Below are 13,824 nucleotides of genomic sequence, written 5' to 3' on the forward strand. Positions count from 1 at the left end.
CAAAAGAAAGCTTGCGCGCGTTCAGCGGTAAATATCGGTCCAGAGCTCGGCGGCATCCGGCTCGGGATCATGCTGGGCGAAATCGGCGGACGCGTTGACGATGTCGCGCACCTCGGCGTCGATCGCCTTCAGATCCTGCTCGCTGACCTTGGCGGCCAACAGGCGGTTGCGCACCTGCTCGATCGGATCCTGGTCGTGGCGGACTTTTTCGACCTCCTCGCGCGTTCTATACTTTGCGGGATCGGACATCGAGTGGCCGCGGTAGCGGTAGGTCTGCATCTCCAGGATGAAGGGGCCCTTGCCGGCGCGGCACCAGGCCGCCGCCTCGTCGCCGGCGGCCTTGACGGCACGCACGTCCATGCCGTCGACCTGCTGGCCGGGAATGTTGAAGGAGGCGCCGCGCTTGGAGAAATCCTGCTGCGCCGAGGCGCGCGAGACCGAAGTGCCCATGGCGTAGCGGTTGTTCTCGATGACGTAGATCACCGGCAGCTTCCAGAGCTCCGCCATATTGAAGCTCTCATAGACCTGGCCCTGGTTGGCCGCACCGTCGCCGAAATAGGTGACGCTGACATTGTCGTTGTCGCGATAGTGATTGGCGAAAGCGAGCCCCGTGCCGAGCGAGACCTGGGCGCCGACGATGCCGTGGCCGCCGTAAAAGTGCTTCTCCTTGCTGAACATGTGCATGGAGCCGCCCTTGCCCTTGGAATAGCCGCCGCGACGGCCGGTGAGCTCGGCCATGACGCCGTTGGCCTCCATGCCGGTGGCGAGCATATGACCGTGATCGCGATAGCCGGTGATAACCTGGTCGCCCGGCTTCAGGGCCATCTGCATCCCGACCACCACAGCCTCCTGGCCGATATAAAGGTGGCAGAAGCCGCCAATCGCGCCCATGCCGTAGAGCTGGCCGGCCTTTTCCTCGAACCGCCGGATCAGGAGCATGTCGCGGAGCGCCTTGAGCTCCTGCTCTCTGGTGAATTCCGGGGGCGAACCGCCGTCGGTCTTGTCCTGTGCAGTGCTTGCGGCGGCTTTCTTGGGTGCGGCCATGGGAATTCCGGGTCAGAGAAAACTTCAGCCCTCTCTAACCCAAGTCAAATGCCCTTGGAAAGCACCGCGGCGGCATGGCACGACTTTCATTATGCCGCACTGCAACGTGATCGTAATATTGCAAAATCTTTGACGCGGATCGGGCAACAAATCGACACGGTCGCCGCACGCGCAGATTCGTGACCTCATCAAAAAGCGTCGAGCCGATAAAGTCCCGCCGTTTGGAGTGGGCGACACCGAAGCGGCGCCGCCCACTTCCGTCCGATCAGAAGAAGCCCAGCTTCTTGGGGCTGTAGCTGACCAGCAGGTTCTTGGTCTGCTGGTAGTGATCGAGCATCATCTTGTGGGTCTCGCGCCCGACGCCCGACTGCTTATAGCCGCCGAAGGCCGCATGCGCGGGATAGGCATGGTAGCAGTTGGTCCAGACCCGGCCGGCCTGGATTGCCCGGCCGAAGCGATAGCAGCGGTTGGCGTCGCGGCTCCAGACGCCGGCCCCCAGGCCGTAGGGCGTGTCGTTGGCGATCTCGAGCGCCTCCTCGTCGTTCTTGAAGGTCGTGACAGAAACGACGGGGCCGAAGATCTCCTCCTGGAAGACGCGCATCTTGTTGTGGCCCTCGAACACGGTCGGCTGGACGTAGAAGCCGCCGGCGAGATCGCCGCCGAGCTCGGCGCGTCCACCGCCGGCCAGCACCTTGGCTCCCTCCTGCTTGCCGATGTCGATGTAGGAGAGGATTTTTGCGAGTTGCTCGCCGGAAGCCTGCGCGCCGATCATGGTGTCGGCCGCGCGCGGATCGCCCTGCTTGATCGCGGCGACGCGCTTCAGCGCCCGCTCCATGAAGCGGTCATAGATGTCGGCATGGACCAGCGCTCGGCTCGGACAGGTGCAGACCTCACCCTGATTCAGCGCGAACATGACGAAACCTTCGATCGCCTTGTCGAAGAAATCGTCGTCTTCGGCGATGACGTCGCTGAAGAAGATGTTGGGCGACTTGCCGCCGAGCTCGAGCGTGACGGGAATGAGGTTCTGGCTGGCATATTGCATGATCAGCCGGCCCGTCGTGGTCTCGCCGGTGAAGGCGATCTTGGCGATGCGCGGGCTGACGCGAGCGGCTTGCCGGCTTCCAGACCAAAGCCGTTGACGATGTTGAGGACGCCGGGCGGCAGAATGTCGCCGATGATCTCGGCCCAGACCATGATCGAGGCCGGGGTCTGCTCGGCCGGCTTGAGCACGACGCAATTGCCGGCGGCGAGCGCGGGCGCGAGCTTCCAGCAGGCCATCAGCAGCGGGAAGTTCCAGGGGATGATCTGGCCGACCACGCCGAGCGGTTCGTGGAAATGGTAGGCAACGGTGTCGTGATCGATCTCGCCGATCGAGCCTTCCTGGGCACGGATGGCGCCGGCGAAATAGCGGAAGTGGTCGATGGCCAGCGGGATGTCCGCTGCGCGGGTCTCGCGGATCGGCTTGCCGTTGTCCCAGGTCTCGGCGATGGCGAGACGCTCGAGATTGTCTTCCATGCGGTCGGCGATCCGGTTCAGCATCGCGGCGCGCTCGGCGACGCTGGTGCGGCCCCAAGCGGCCTTCGCGGCATGCGCTGCGTCGAGCGCTGCCTCGACGTCCTGCGCGTCGGAGCGCGCGATCTTGCAGACGATCTGGCCTGTCACCGGCGAGGCGTTGTCGAAATACTTGCCGGAGATCGGCGCGACGAATTTGCCGCCGATGAAATTGTCGTAGCGTTCGGCGAAGGGAATTTTGGTGACGCTGAGGAATTCTACCTTGTTCATTGATCGCTCCCGATGTTTGCTGTTTGCGCAATTCGTCGCGTGGTCGCGACTTGCGCCGACGATGTCGCGGGAGGCGTCTTCTGTCAGCCCTGATAGGAGCGATGACGGAGCCGACCTGTCGCAGTTCTGCGACAGGTGACCAGGTTGCACGTCGTGCCGCAGCACATACTGACCTCACCCTGAGGAGCGCGCTCTTGCGCGCGTCTCGAAGGATGGCTGGGGTGATAGCAGGGCATCTTGTGGTTCGAGACGACCGCTTCGCGGTCTCCTCACCAATGAGGATCTACCAGCAGCTCAATGCGCGTTCAGCTCGAACCGTTTGAGCTTTCTGTGCAGCGTGGCACGGCTGACGCCGAGGGCCTTGGCGGCCGCCGAGACATTGCCGCCCGCACGCAGGAGCGCCCGCTGCAACACTGCGCGCTGACCGCCGGCAAGATGGTCGCGCGCGGTGTCGCCGCCGAGGAGATCGGCGGCAGGCATCGGCTGCAACGCCCGGCCGGGCGCAATCCCGAGTCCCGCTCGGGCGGACCGGGTGGCGCCGATCACGAGATCGTCCGCATCGACCGCAACGAGGCCGCCGCACTGGCCGTCCGCAGCTTGCGTCAGCACGATGCGGGCATGGGCGAAGGCCCTGCGAAACAGATCGGCCTCGATACGCCTGGCCGCCTCACCGGCCGCGAGCGCGATCAGACTGGAAAACACGTCGGTGCGGTCGGCGCGGCAGGAGGAGACGTCGAGCACGCCCGCGAACGCAGCCTCATGGTCGTAGATCGGAACGGCGGTGCAGCTCAGAAGCGTGTTGCGGGTGAAGAAATGCTGATCGCGGTCGATCGTCAGCGGACGCTGCTCGACGAGGCAGGTGCCGATGCCGTTGGTGCCCTCATGCTCCTCGCTCCAGAGCGCGCCGGTCCAGAGGCCCCAGGACTGAAATGTCGCATCGTCCGCCGGGGTGCCGCGGCGATCGACCGGCACGCCCTCGCCGTCCGCAAGCAGTACGCAGCAGCCGCTGGCGCCGACCGCCTGATAGAGCCGGTCCATCGCACCCCGCGCGGCGGCGAGCAGCGGCGCGACGCGCTCCCGCGCGCGGTGCAGCTCGGCTTCGCTCAGCCGGTTCGGCAAGCTACGGCCGGCGGGATCGAGACGATGCAATCTGGATGAACGGCGCCACGAGGCCACGAGCGACGAGCGTGCCGCCTGGCCTGACGTAATGGCGGCCTCGACACGGGCCGCGTGATGCCGGGGGGATTGCCCATTCATCACTGTTTCCTCCGGGTGGCAATCTAGACGGTGCCGGCACGGCCCGGTTGATCTGCGTCAACCCTGGCCATGATGATGGAAGCCATGAGCCGGTTGCGGCGCTGCCGTCAAGACGGCAGTCCGGTTCCAGACCTTCAACTTGGAGGCCTTCAACTTTCGGAAGAGCTGTCAGTTCGCCGGGATCGTCCGGACGAGATCGCGCGGATTGACGTAGTCGAGCTGGAAGCGCGCCCGCTCGTCCAGCATGTCGGGGTCGATCTTCGCGGAGCGCAGCAGCGAAACGCGCTGCTCGCTCCTGGCACGCTCGCGCTTGAGCTGGGCAAGCTCGCTCGTCAGCGCCACGATCTCCTGGTCGAGCTCCTGGCGGGCGTTGAGGCCGTATTTGCCGGTATAGGCGTTGACGCCGAAATAGCCGACGATGGCGGCCGCCATCGCATAGAGGGCAAGACCGGTCAGGATCGATTTCAGGCGCGCGCGGGAGACCATCCTGGGAAGATGGGACAGGTTGGTTAAGGGCGTGCTAATTGCCCCCGCCCGCATCGCGTTCCCGTGCCTGACTTAGCCGTGATGCCCGGCCTTGTGCCGGGCATCCACGTTCTTCGTCAATTTAGCGAGCACGTGGATGGCCGGGACATCTAGCGCGAAGACGCGCTTCGCGCTTTTGCCCGGCCATGACGAAGTCCTGGGAATCGCGCCTCAGCCGTGGTGCTTCGCCACGTGCACCGCAAACGCGTCGATATAGGCCTGGAGCACGGGCTTCAGGGACTCCTTCGTCAAATTGCCGTCGGCGTCAAAGGCGTCGCCCACCCCGTTCAGATAAGCCTCCGGCTGCTGTAGGATCGGACCGGAAATGCCCGGCAGGATGTTCTGCAGCGTCTTGGCGGCGCTGACGCCGCCGAGCGGACCCGGCGAGTTCGCGACGATGCCGACCGGCTTGCCGTTGAACGAGCTCTTGCCGTAGGGCCGCGAGGCGACGTCGATGGCGTTCTTCAGCACGCCCGGGATCGCGCGATTGTATTCCGGCGTGACGAAGATGACGCCGTCCGACTTCTGGATCTTTTCGCGAAAAGACAGCCAATCGGCCGGCGGCGCGCCCTCGAGGTCCTGGTTGAAGAACGAGATGCCGGCCGGCGTGATGACCTCGAGCTTGAGCGAAGCCGGCGCGAGCTTGGCGAGCGCATGAGCGATCTTCAGCGAGAAGCTGTCCTTGCGCAGGCTGCCGGCGATCGTGACGATATTGTAGGCCATGGAGTGTCCTCGAAATCTTCAGCGGGAGTGCCGGGGCGGCACTTAAGCGGTCCCGAGCGATGGATGCAAGTGCATGGACCGGTCGGATTTGGAAACGCTGTGTTTCTGAACGGTTGCCCAAACAATCAGGCCGCCAAGTGGCGGCCTGACTCCTCGGCACAAATCTGCAAATCGGCTCAGATCGTCGGATTCCACGCCGACGGGATCAGGCGATATTTGGCGCCGTCCTTCTCGACATGGCCGACTGAGGGGAAGGTGAAGTGGAAGCCGATCACGGTCGCCTTTTCGGCTGCCGCCATGTCGTAGAATTTGTGGCGGGTCTCCTGCGCCAGCGCAGCATCGGTGTCGAACATCACATGCCAGTCCGGATTGCGCAGGAAGAACTCCGGGATGTTGGTGACGTCGGACTGGATCAGCACCTTGGCATCGCCCGAGGCGACCGCGAACGAGGTGTGCCCGGGAGTGTGGCCGGGCGTCGCGATCGACGTGATGCCCGGCGCGACCTCCTTGCCCCACTCGTATTTCGTCACCTTGGATTCGAGGCCGGCAAAGGTCTTCTTCACGTTGGCGAAATAGTTCTTCATCATCGCGTTGGACTCGGCCTTGGCGGCGTTGTCCTCGCTGGTCCAGAACTCCCAGTCCTTGCCCGGCACCATGATCTCCGCATTGGGAAAGGCAAGCGCGCCGTCGGCGAGACGAATGCCGTTGGTGTGATCCGGATGCAGATGCGAGAGCAGCACCACGTCGATGCTCTTGGGGTCGACGCCGGCGGCTTGGAGGTTTTGCAGCGTGCGGCCGACGGCGCCCTTGCTCGCCTCGAAATTCGCAATGCCGTTGCCGGCGTCGATCAGCACCAGCTTGGAGCCGGTGTTGATGAGCTGCGGATTGAACGGCAACGTGACCATGCCCTTCGGCATGTAGGCCGCCTCGCCCGCGGCCAGCGCTTCCTCCCTCGGCGCGTTGACGACGAACTTGTCCGGCATCGGGAAATTGCGCGCGCCGTCATTGATCGAGGTGCACTCGTAGCTGCCGACCTTATAGCGGTAGAAGCCCGGCGCCTGCGTGCCGGCTTGCGGCACCGCGGCGTTTGCGGCGGTCGATCCAAGCTTGGTTACGGCTGCCGCACCGAGGGCGGCGGCGCCTGCGAGCAAATGGCGGCGATTGAGATCGGTCATGGAGAGGTCCCCTTCTGAGCGCGCCTTGCGGATTTTTCCGCTTTCAATGGCGGCGGAATAATCCCCCGCTTCGCTCAGAAGGCAAGACCTTCTTTGGGTGACGTGCAGTCGCACGCCGCGATTATTTATTTGGGTTGATGAGGAATTTTTCGCCGGTGGCGCGTTTGGCGTAGACCGCGATGTTGGCGGGATCGAGCGCCTCTGGAAGTGACACCACCTTGGTGTAGTGGCTGGCAAACGTGGTCTTCAGTTCGTCGACCACGCGCTGGCGCAGCCTGGCCCCGTCCGCCTGGCCGATCTTCATCAGAAACGGAAACAGCAGCCAGCCGCCGACGCTCCAGGCCATGCCGAAGCCGCGCGGCAGCTCGATCGGGCGGACATCGAGTGCGCCGTAGACGTAGACCTGCTTGTGCACGTTGGAGCCGTAGCGGCTGTATTCCTTCGCGGTCTTGTTGATCGCGACTTCCATGCAGTTGAGGATGTCGCCCGCGAGCTTGCCGCCGCCGATGGCATCGAAGGCGATGGTGGCGCCGGTCTCGACCAGCGCATTGGTGAGATCGCCGAGGAAGCTCGGCGCGTTGGAATCGACGACGTATTTGGCGCCGATCTTGTGCAGTATGTCGGCCTGCTCCTTGCTGCGGACGATGTTGACCAGCGGGATGCCGTCCTTGATGCAGATCTTGTTCAGCATCTGGCCGAGATTGGAGGCGGCCGCAGTGTGCACCAGCGCCTTGTGACCCTCGCGCCGCATGGTCTCGGTCATGCCGAGCGCGGTCAGCGGATTGACGAAGCAGGAGGCACCTTCGGCCGGCGTGGTGCCGTCCGGCAGCGGCAGGCACTCGCGCACTTTCAACGTGCGATACTGCGTATACATCGCGCCGCCGATCATGGCGACGGTCTTGCCCATCAGGGCCTTGGCGGCATCCGACGAGCCGGTCCTGATCACGACTCCCGCACCTTCGTTACCAACCGGCATGGACTCGTCGAGCCGGCCTGCCATCGCCCGCATCGCGCCTTCCGGCACCTTCGCGGTGATGACGGGAGCGCCCTTGTCGCCCGAAGCCTTTGCCGTGCTCATGTCGGCCGCGCCGATCAGGAGCCCGAGGTCGGACGGGTTGATCGGCGCCGCCTCAACGCGGACGACGACCTCGTCCGCGGCGGGTTCGGGGGTCGGCACGTCGAGCAGCGAGATTTCGAGCTCGCCGCTCTTCTTGATCAGCGAACGCAGTTGCAGGCCGTTTTTGCCGTCGCTCATGTCGATCCTCCCCTGTTTTTGTCCGACCGCTGGCTTATGCCAGAGCCTTCAGTGCCGCCTTGCCGCCGTAGAGCGCCTGCTTGCCGAGCTGCTGCTCGATGCGCAGGAGCTGGTTGTATTTGGCGGTGCGATCGGAGCGTGCAAGGGAGCCGGTCTTGATCTGTCCGCAATTGGTGGCGACCGCGAGGTCGGCGATGGTGGAATCCTCGGTCTCGCCGGAGCGGTGCGACATCACCGAGGTGTAGCCGGCCTTGTGCGCCATCTCGACGGCGGCGAGCGTCTCGGTCAGCGTGCCGATCTGGTTGACCTTGATCAGGATCGAGTTGGCCCGTCCGGCCTTGATGCCTTCGGCAAGGCGCTTGACGTTGGTGACGAAGAGATCGTCGCCGACGAGCTGGCACTTCTTGCCGACGAGGTCGGTGAGCTCTTTCCAGCCGTCCATGTCGTCTTCCGACATGCCGTCCTCGATGGTCACGATCGGATAGCGCGAGACGAGGTCGGCAAGGTACTTGGCCTGCTCGGAGATCGAGCGGGTCTTGCCCTCGCCTTCGTAGACGTATTTGCCGTCCTTGAAGAACTCGGTCGAGGCGCAGTCGAGGCCGATGACGATGTCGGAGCCCGCCTTGTAACCGGCCTTGCCGATCGCGTTCATGACGAATTCGAGCGCGGCGTCCGCCGACGGCAGGTTCGGGGCAAAGCCGCCCTCGTCGCCGACATTGGTGTTGTGGCCAGCCTTCTTCAATTCCGACTTCAAGGTGTGGAAGACCTCCGCGCCGTAGCGCAAGCCCTCGGCGAAGGAGGACGCACCAACCGGCAGGATCATGAACTCCTGGAAGTCGATCGGATTGTCGGCGTGCATGCCGCCATTGATGATGTTCATCATCGGCACCGGCAGCAGCCGCGCCGAGGTACCGCCGACGTAGCGGTAGAGCGGCATGTCGAGCGAGTTCGCGGCCGCCTTGGCGCAGGCGAGCGACACGCCGAGGATGGCGTTGGCGCCGAGCCGGCTCTTGTTCGGCGTGCCGTCGAGGTCGATCATGATCTGGTCGAGCTGGGCCTGCTGCTCGACATCGAGGCCGCTCAGCGCCTCGAAGATCTCGCCGTTGACGGCGCCGACTGCCTTGGTGACGCCCTTGCCGAGATAGCGGGCCTTGTCGCCGTCGCGCAGTTCCACCGCCTCGTGGGCGCCGGTGGAGGCGCCGGACGGCACGGCAGCACGGCCAAGCGCGCCATCTTCCAGCACGACGTCGACCTCGACGGTGGGATTGCCCCGGCTATCGAGAATTTCGCGGCCGATGATGTCGATGATGGCGGTCATGAGAGCCTCTTTTCGGGGACCAAAGGGGGCAGTTGGCGGTGCTTCTACCGCAATGCGTCGAAGTGGAAAAGGCCGGGTGACGGCCGCGTCTCGATTGGCTAAGAGGGCCGCTACGGAGGCGGCCTGATGTCGAAAAAACCCAGCAAATCGAACAACTCCCCTGCTTTGCAGCTCGGCCGCGCTGTCGAATGGCCAGATGCGCCCGAGAAGGCGAAACTCGACCGCGTGCCCAATCCGCAAGGAGGCACCGATTATCTGGTCCGTTTCACCGTGCCGGAATTCACCTCGCTCTGCCCGGTCACGGGACAGCCGGATTTCGCACATCTGATGATCGATTACGCCCCTGGCCAATGGTTGCTGGAGTCGAAATCGCTCAAGCTCTACATCGCGAGCTTCCGCAATCACGGCGCCTTCCACGAGGACTGCACCGTGATGATCGGCAAGCGCATCGCGAGCGAGATCAAGCCGAAGTTCTTGCGCATCGGCGGCTACTGGTATCCGCGCGGCGGCATCCCGATCGACGTGTTCTGGCAGACCGGCCGTGCGCCGAAGGGATTGTGGGTGCCGGAACAGGGCGTCGCGGCCTATCGCGGGCGGGGCTGAGCTCTCTCTCCTGTCCAGGCCTCAGCGCGCGTCGGATGGCGCGCGCTGTTTCAACAGCCGCGCACACACGAAACCGAGCACGACCATGATCGCGGCGCTCGCGAACAGGGTCGGCATCTTGCCGCCATGCTGGAGGCCAAGGCCATAGGCGAGCGGCCCGACCGTCTGCCCCATGAAGAAGAAGAACGAATGCAGCGACAGCGCGGTCGCGCGTGCTTCGACCGAGAGCTCGCTGGCAAACATCTGAAGGCAGCCATGGGCGATGTAGAAGCCCCAGCCCATCACGATGAGATTGAGCGCCTGCACTTCCCAGCGTAGGCCAAAGGCGACGACAACGAGCTGCGAGGCCACCAGTGTCATGCCCGCGATCATCATTCCCTTCATGCCCAGCCATGGCAGCAGGCGCGACACCGTCAGGGTGTAGAACAAGCCGCCGACCGCAAAGCCCGCGATGACGAGACCCGCGATCGAGAGCGAGGTCTGCCCGAGCTCGAACAGGAACGAGGCGATGTAGGGAAACAGGCCGAGCACACAGCAGCCTTCGATGAACACCGCCGCATAACAGACATAGGCGTTCGGGTTGGTGAAGATGGTGCGATAGCCCGCCTTCAGCGCCGACAGGCTCGTCTTCGGCGGATGCTTGACCTTGGCGCCACGAAAACCGGCGGCGACCGCGATCGACGCAACGATCACGAGCACGCCGAGCACCGCCAGCACGCCGCGCCAGCCGAGGAAATCGCCGATCAGGCCGGAGGCCGAGGCGCCGAGGAGATTGCCGGTCATCGCGCCGGCGAGCGTGCGGCTGATCGCGACCTGGCGTTTCTCCGGACCGACGAGATCGCTGGTCAGGCTGAGCGCCACCGGAAACACGCCGCCGGAGCCGATGCCGGCGAGGATACGGGTCGCGAACAGAACCGAGAACGAGGTCGAGAGTGAGCCCAGGATGTTGGCAAGGCCGAGCAGCGCGAGGCAGCCGATCATCAGCCGCGTCTTGCCGAACAGATCGGCGGCGGCGCCGACGATCGGCTGGATGATCGAGAAGGTGAAGGCGAACACCGCGGCAAAGCCGGCAGCGGTCGCGATGCTGACGCCAAAATCCTCGGCGACGCGCGGCAGCACCGGATCGAGCGCGCGCGCGGAGAGCGCTGCGGCGAAGCTTGCACCGGAGATGACGTAGAGCGCGGCCGGCAGGCCGTGATCGTGCGGCCGCGCTGCGCCTTCCTGCATCAGTGCGGATCGGCTTTGGTGGAATCTTTGGCGAGCGCGTCGAACGCCATCAGCTTTCGGATCAGCGCCTCGAATTCGCGCAGCGGCACCATGTTGGGTCCGTCGGACGGCGCGTTATCAGGGTCGGGATGGGTCTCGATGAAGACACCGGCAACACCGACGGCAACGGCTGCGCGTGCGAGCACCGGCACGAATTCGCGCTCGCCCCCGGAAGACGTCCCCTTCCCGCCCGGCTGTTGCACCGAGTGAGTGGCGTCGAAGATCACGGGGGCGCCGGTGGTCCGCGCCAGGATCGGTAAGGCGCGCATGTCGGAGACCAGCGTGTTGTAGCCGAAGGAGGCACCACGCTCGGTGACGAGCACGTTCGGATTATTCGCGCTCGTGATCTTGGACACGACATTGGCCATGTCCCAGGGCGCGAGAAACTGGCCCTTCTTGACGTTGACGACCTTGCCGGTCGCGGCGGCCGCCAGCAGCAGATCGGTCTGGCGACACAGGAAGGCCGGGATCTGCAGGATGTCCACCGCCTGCGCCACATCGGCGCACTGCGCGGCGTCATGCACGTCGGTCAGAACCGGCAGGCCGAGCGACGATCGGATTTCGGCGAAGATCGGCAGCGACTGGGCAAGCCCGAGGCCACGCGCAGCCGACGCGCTGGTGCGATTGGCCTTGTCGAACGAAGTCTTGTAGACGAGGCCGATCTGCAGCCGCGCGGCGATCTCCTGCAGCGCGGAGGCCACCTCCAGCGCATGCTGGCGGCTTTCGAGCTGACACGGCCCGGCAATGATCGAGATCGGCAGATCATTGCCGAATTTGACCTTGCCAATGGTGACGACCGGCGCCGCTGACGTCGAAGAGCTCAAGGCAAATCCCTCGTTGCGGCGCGACCATAGCCGCGATGAAGGGCGGATCAACCCCATTCGGCCTGGGCTCCCAGAATATCAGGGTTGCGCCCAGGCCCCCCGCGAAGCCTCGCGCCGGCACCCTCTACTTCACCGCCGAGAAGGCGGTCGGCGCCAGAATCTGGCTGACGATGTTGCCGACGATCTGGCCGTCCGCCTCGCTCTCGGCGCGCCCTTTCATCCAGTCCGGATCGGTCATGAAGGCGGCCCACTTCTTCTCGCGCTCGGCGAGCGACTCCCAGGCCAGAAAATAGGTCAGCTCCTGGTTGGATTCACCGATCAGCGTCGTAAAAAACCCGGCCTGCTTGATGCCGTGCTTTTCCCACACCTTCAGCGTGACGGTCTCGAACCGCTTGAGCAGTGCCGGCAGGCGGCCGGGCACGCAGCGATAGATGCGCATTTCGTAGATCATTCTTGTTCCTCCCTGATCAGGTCCGGCGGTTATATCGGCTGGCCCTGACGGTGTCTTGAGGCCCGCTCGGCCGCCCCCTGTGGCGTTCCGCGCATGGCTAAGGTCCGCTCAAAGCCGCTTCATGGAGAGCCGGTTCCCGCAATGCTGCCGCAATGATACGCCCGCTAGATTGGCGCGATTGAGGTTGAGGTGCGGATCATGCGGATTTTGCTCGTCGAGGACGAGGCCGAAATGGCCGACGCGCTGGCGTCGGCGCTGAAGCGCTACGACATGGTCGTGGACCACGCCCCCACGCTCGCCGAGGCGGAAGAGGCCATTTCTGCCGACGTCCACGCCGCCGTCCTGCTCGATCGCCAGCTTCCCGATGGCGACGGTCTCACCCTGATCCCGAAACTCAGGGCGCGCGCCGACGGCGTGCCGATCATCGTGTTGACGGCGCGCGGCGAACTCGCCGACCGGGTCGCCGGACTGGACTGCGGTGCGGATGATTATCTGGCGAAACCATTCGCGGTGGAGGAATTGCTGGCGCGGCTGCGCGCCGTTCTGCGCCGGCCCGCCGGGATGCAGCCCGACATCCTGCACGCCGGCCGCCTCGCCTTCGATTTCGGCCATCGCGAGGCAAGCATCGACGGGGCTCCGCTCGAGCTGCCGCGGCGCGAGCTCCTCGTGCTGGAAGCCCTGGTCCGCCGCATGGGCCGGACCGTACTACGCTCCGCGCTGGAAGAAGCCGTCTACAGTTTCGACGACGAGATCCAGTCGAACGCACTCGATACGCACGTGTCGCGCCTGCGCCGCAAACTCTCGGAAGCCGATGCGCGCGTGGAGATCCACGGCATCCGTGGCGTCGGCTATCTCCTGAAGAAGCTGCCATGAGCAAGCACCACGATCCCTATTGCCTGCGCTCGCGGCTGAGCTGGCGCCTGCTGTCGCTCCAGGCGGTGCTGCTCACGGCGCTCGTTGCCGTCATCGTCGGCGCGTTGAGCGTGTCGGGGTTCGTGCTCGCCGGTCGCGACGAAGATCGTGTGATCGAAATCGTCCAGCGCGCGCTCGCACGCGACGCGCAAGGCGACCTTGCCCTGCGATCGACGACCGAGCTGAAACAATTGCGCAGCGAGACATCCGATCTCTGGTTCCTGGTCCGCGACAGGCAGGGACATTCGCTCAGCGAAGGCGCCGTGCCGGCCGAATTCGCCGCCATCGGCAGCGGCCTCGACCAGATCAGCCAGGCCCGGCTCGGCTGGCAGCTGTTCGAGGACGATCCGCGCAAGGCCCCGGCGCGGCTGAAGCGGGTCGATACCGACGCCGGCAATGTGCAAATCATCACGGCGACGCAAGGCAAGCTCACCGGCGCCAAGGCGTTGTTCATGACCTCGCTTGCATTGCTGGGAATCGCCCTGCCCGGCCTGCTCCTCATGGGAACGGCGACGTTCATTGCGACGCCGATGATCGTGCGGCGCGCCTTCGAGGCGCTCGATGCGACGGCGGACCAGGCGCGGCGCATCGACATCCATCAACGCGGCGCGCGGCTGTCGCTGGACCGGATTCCGCTGGAGGTCGTGCCGCTCGTGACTGCGGTCAACGACGCGCTGGCGCGGCTAGAC

12 protein-coding genes and 2 pseudogenes are annotated in these 13,824 nt (G+C 64.9%); 3 read left to right on the top strand and 11 right to left on the bottom strand.

Annotated features, from left to right (window positions below; translation table 11 throughout):
- Positions 1 to 21: 21 nt before the first annotated feature.
- From pdhA to eno, 8 genes and pseudogenes are all read right to left on the bottom strand, one after another.
- On the bottom strand, positions 22 to 1,044 hold the full coding sequence (pdhA, locus tag IVB47_RS14825; protein WP_007590620.1) for a pyruvate dehydrogenase (acetyl-transferring) E1 component subunit alpha: 1,023 nt from the start codon (positions 1,042 to 1,044) through the stop codon (positions 22 to 24).
- Positions 1,045 to 1,309: 265 nt separating this feature from the next.
- A pseudogene (gene adh / locus IVB47_RS14830) lies at positions 1,310 to 2,826 on the bottom strand (aldehyde dehydrogenase).
- Positions 2,827 to 3,120: 294 nt separating this feature from the next.
- Complete coding sequence (locus IVB47_RS14835) at positions 3,121 to 4,083, bottom strand: GAF domain-containing protein (protein ID WP_247356364.1); 963 nt, start codon at positions 4,081 to 4,083, stop codon at positions 3,121 to 3,123.
- A gap of 168 nt (positions 4,084 to 4,251) precedes the next feature.
- Positions 4,252 to 4,569, bottom strand: a complete 318-nt coding sequence (locus IVB47_RS14840; protein WP_007590617.1) for a septum formation initiator family protein — start codon at positions 4,567 to 4,569, stop codon at positions 4,252 to 4,254.
- A 210-nt stretch (positions 4,570 to 4,779) separates the two neighbouring features.
- Complete coding sequence (locus tag IVB47_RS14845) at positions 4,780 to 5,331, bottom strand: NADPH-dependent FMN reductase (RefSeq protein ID WP_027567108.1); 552 nt, start codon at positions 5,329 to 5,331, stop codon at positions 4,780 to 4,782.
- Between the two features lie 176 nt (positions 5,332 to 5,507).
- Positions 5,508 to 6,506, bottom strand: a complete 999-nt coding sequence (locus IVB47_RS14850; protein WP_247462353.1) for an MBL fold metallo-hydrolase — start codon at positions 6,504 to 6,506, stop codon at positions 5,508 to 5,510.
- A 121-nt stretch (positions 6,507 to 6,627) separates the two neighbouring features.
- Positions 6,628 to 7,761, bottom strand: a complete 1,134-nt coding sequence (locus tag IVB47_RS14855) for a zinc-binding dehydrogenase (protein ID WP_247462356.1) — start codon at positions 7,759 to 7,761, stop codon at positions 6,628 to 6,630.
- Positions 7,762 to 7,795: 34 nt separating this feature from the next.
- Positions 7,796 to 9,079 (bottom strand): phosphopyruvate hydratase, encoded by a 1,284-nt coding sequence (eno, locus tag IVB47_RS14860; RefSeq protein WP_007590612.1) that lies wholly within the window; start codon positions 9,077 to 9,079, stop codon positions 7,796 to 7,798.
- A gap of 126 nt (positions 9,080 to 9,205) precedes the next feature.
- Here eno and queF point away from each other — a divergent pair, with 126 nt between their 5' ends.
- Entirely contained in the window at positions 9,206 to 9,682 is a 477-nt protein-coding gene (gene queF, locus IVB47_RS14865; RefSeq protein ID WP_247356361.1) for a preQ(1) synthase, read from the top strand.
- A gap of 21 nt (positions 9,683 to 9,703) precedes the next feature.
- Here queF and IVB47_RS14870 read toward each other — a convergent pair whose 3' ends face one another.
- The 3 genes from IVB47_RS14870 to IVB47_RS14880 all read right to left on the bottom strand — a co-directional run bounded on the left by IVB47_RS14870 (position 9,704) and on the right by IVB47_RS14880 (position 12,223).
- Positions 9,704 to 10,909, bottom strand: a complete 1,206-nt coding sequence (locus IVB47_RS14870) for an MFS transporter (RefSeq protein ID WP_247462358.1) — start codon at positions 10,907 to 10,909, stop codon at positions 9,704 to 9,706.
- Positions 10,909 to 11,772 carry a 3-deoxy-8-phosphooctulonate synthase gene (gene kdsA / locus IVB47_RS14875; protein ID WP_247289653.1) on the bottom strand — a complete coding sequence of 288 codons (864 nt, stop codon included), beginning with the start codon at positions 11,770 to 11,772 and terminating at the stop codon, positions 10,909 to 10,911. The genes IVB47_RS14870 and kdsA overlap by 1 nt, the downstream gene beginning before the upstream one ends.
- Before the next feature lie 124 nt (positions 11,773 to 11,896).
- The gene (locus IVB47_RS14880; RefSeq protein WP_007610789.1) at positions 11,897 to 12,223 is read right to left on the bottom strand and encodes an NIPSNAP family protein; all 327 of its coding nucleotides are present in this window, start codon (positions 12,221 to 12,223) and stop codon (positions 11,897 to 11,899) included.
- A gap of 198 nt (positions 12,224 to 12,421) precedes the next feature.
- Between IVB47_RS14880 and IVB47_RS14885 the strand changes: the two genes are divergently transcribed.
- Positions 12,422 to 13,096 carry a response regulator transcription factor gene (locus IVB47_RS14885; RefSeq protein ID WP_247463170.1) on the top strand — a complete coding sequence of 225 codons (675 nt, stop codon included), beginning with the start codon at positions 12,422 to 12,424 and terminating at the stop codon, positions 13,094 to 13,096.
- Positions 13,093 to 13,824, top strand: a pseudogene (locus IVB47_RS14890) (sensor histidine kinase); the annotation flags it as partial. The gene IVB47_RS14885 and the pseudogene IVB47_RS14890, both read left to right, overlap by 4 nt.

The organism is Bradyrhizobium sp. 62 (assembly GCF_023073035.1).
Lineage (GTDB): Bacteria > Pseudomonadota > Alphaproteobacteria > Rhizobiales > Xanthobacteraceae > Bradyrhizobium.

What these genes read in the sequence shown, in the direction of transcription:
- pdhA (WP_007590620.1), bottom strand. Translation starts at nt 1,044, where the DNA reads ATGGCCGCACCCAAGAAAGCCGCCGCAAGCACTGCACAGGACAAGACC.
- IVB47_RS14835 (WP_247356364.1), bottom strand. Translation starts at nt 4,083, where the DNA reads ATGAATGGGCAATCCCCCCGGCATCACGCGGCCCGTGTCGAGGCCGCC.
- IVB47_RS14840 (WP_007590617.1), bottom strand. Translation starts at nt 4,569, where the DNA reads ATGGTCTCCCGCGCGCGCCTGAAATCGATCCTGACCGGTCTTGCCCTC.
- IVB47_RS14845 (WP_027567108.1), bottom strand. Translation starts at nt 5,331, where the DNA reads ATGGCCTACAATATCGTCACGATCGCCGGCAGCCTGCGCAAGGACAGC.
- IVB47_RS14850 (WP_247462353.1), bottom strand. Translation starts at nt 6,506, where the DNA reads ATGACCGATCTCAATCGCCGCCATTTGCTCGCAGGCGCCGCCGCCCTC.
- IVB47_RS14855 (WP_247462356.1), bottom strand. Translation starts at nt 7,761, where the DNA reads ATGAGCGACGGCAAAAACGGCCTGCAACTGCGTTCGCTGATCAAGAAG.
- eno (WP_007590612.1), bottom strand. Translation starts at nt 9,079, where the DNA reads ATGACCGCCATCATCGACATCATCGGCCGCGAAATTCTCGATAGCCGG.
- queF (WP_247356361.1), top strand. Translation starts at nt 9,206, where the DNA reads ATGTCGAAAAAACCCAGCAAATCGAACAACTCCCCTGCTTTGCAGCTC.
- IVB47_RS14870 (WP_247462358.1), bottom strand. Translation starts at nt 10,909, where the DNA reads ATGCAGGAAGGCGCAGCGCGGCCGCACGATCACGGCCTGCCGGCCGCG.
- IVB47_RS14880 (WP_007610789.1), bottom strand. Translation starts at nt 12,223, where the DNA reads ATGATCTACGAAATGCGCATCTATCGCTGCGTGCCCGGCCGCCTGCCG.
- IVB47_RS14885 (WP_247463170.1), top strand. Translation starts at nt 12,422, where the DNA reads ATGCGGATTTTGCTCGTCGAGGACGAGGCCGAAATGGCCGACGCGCTG.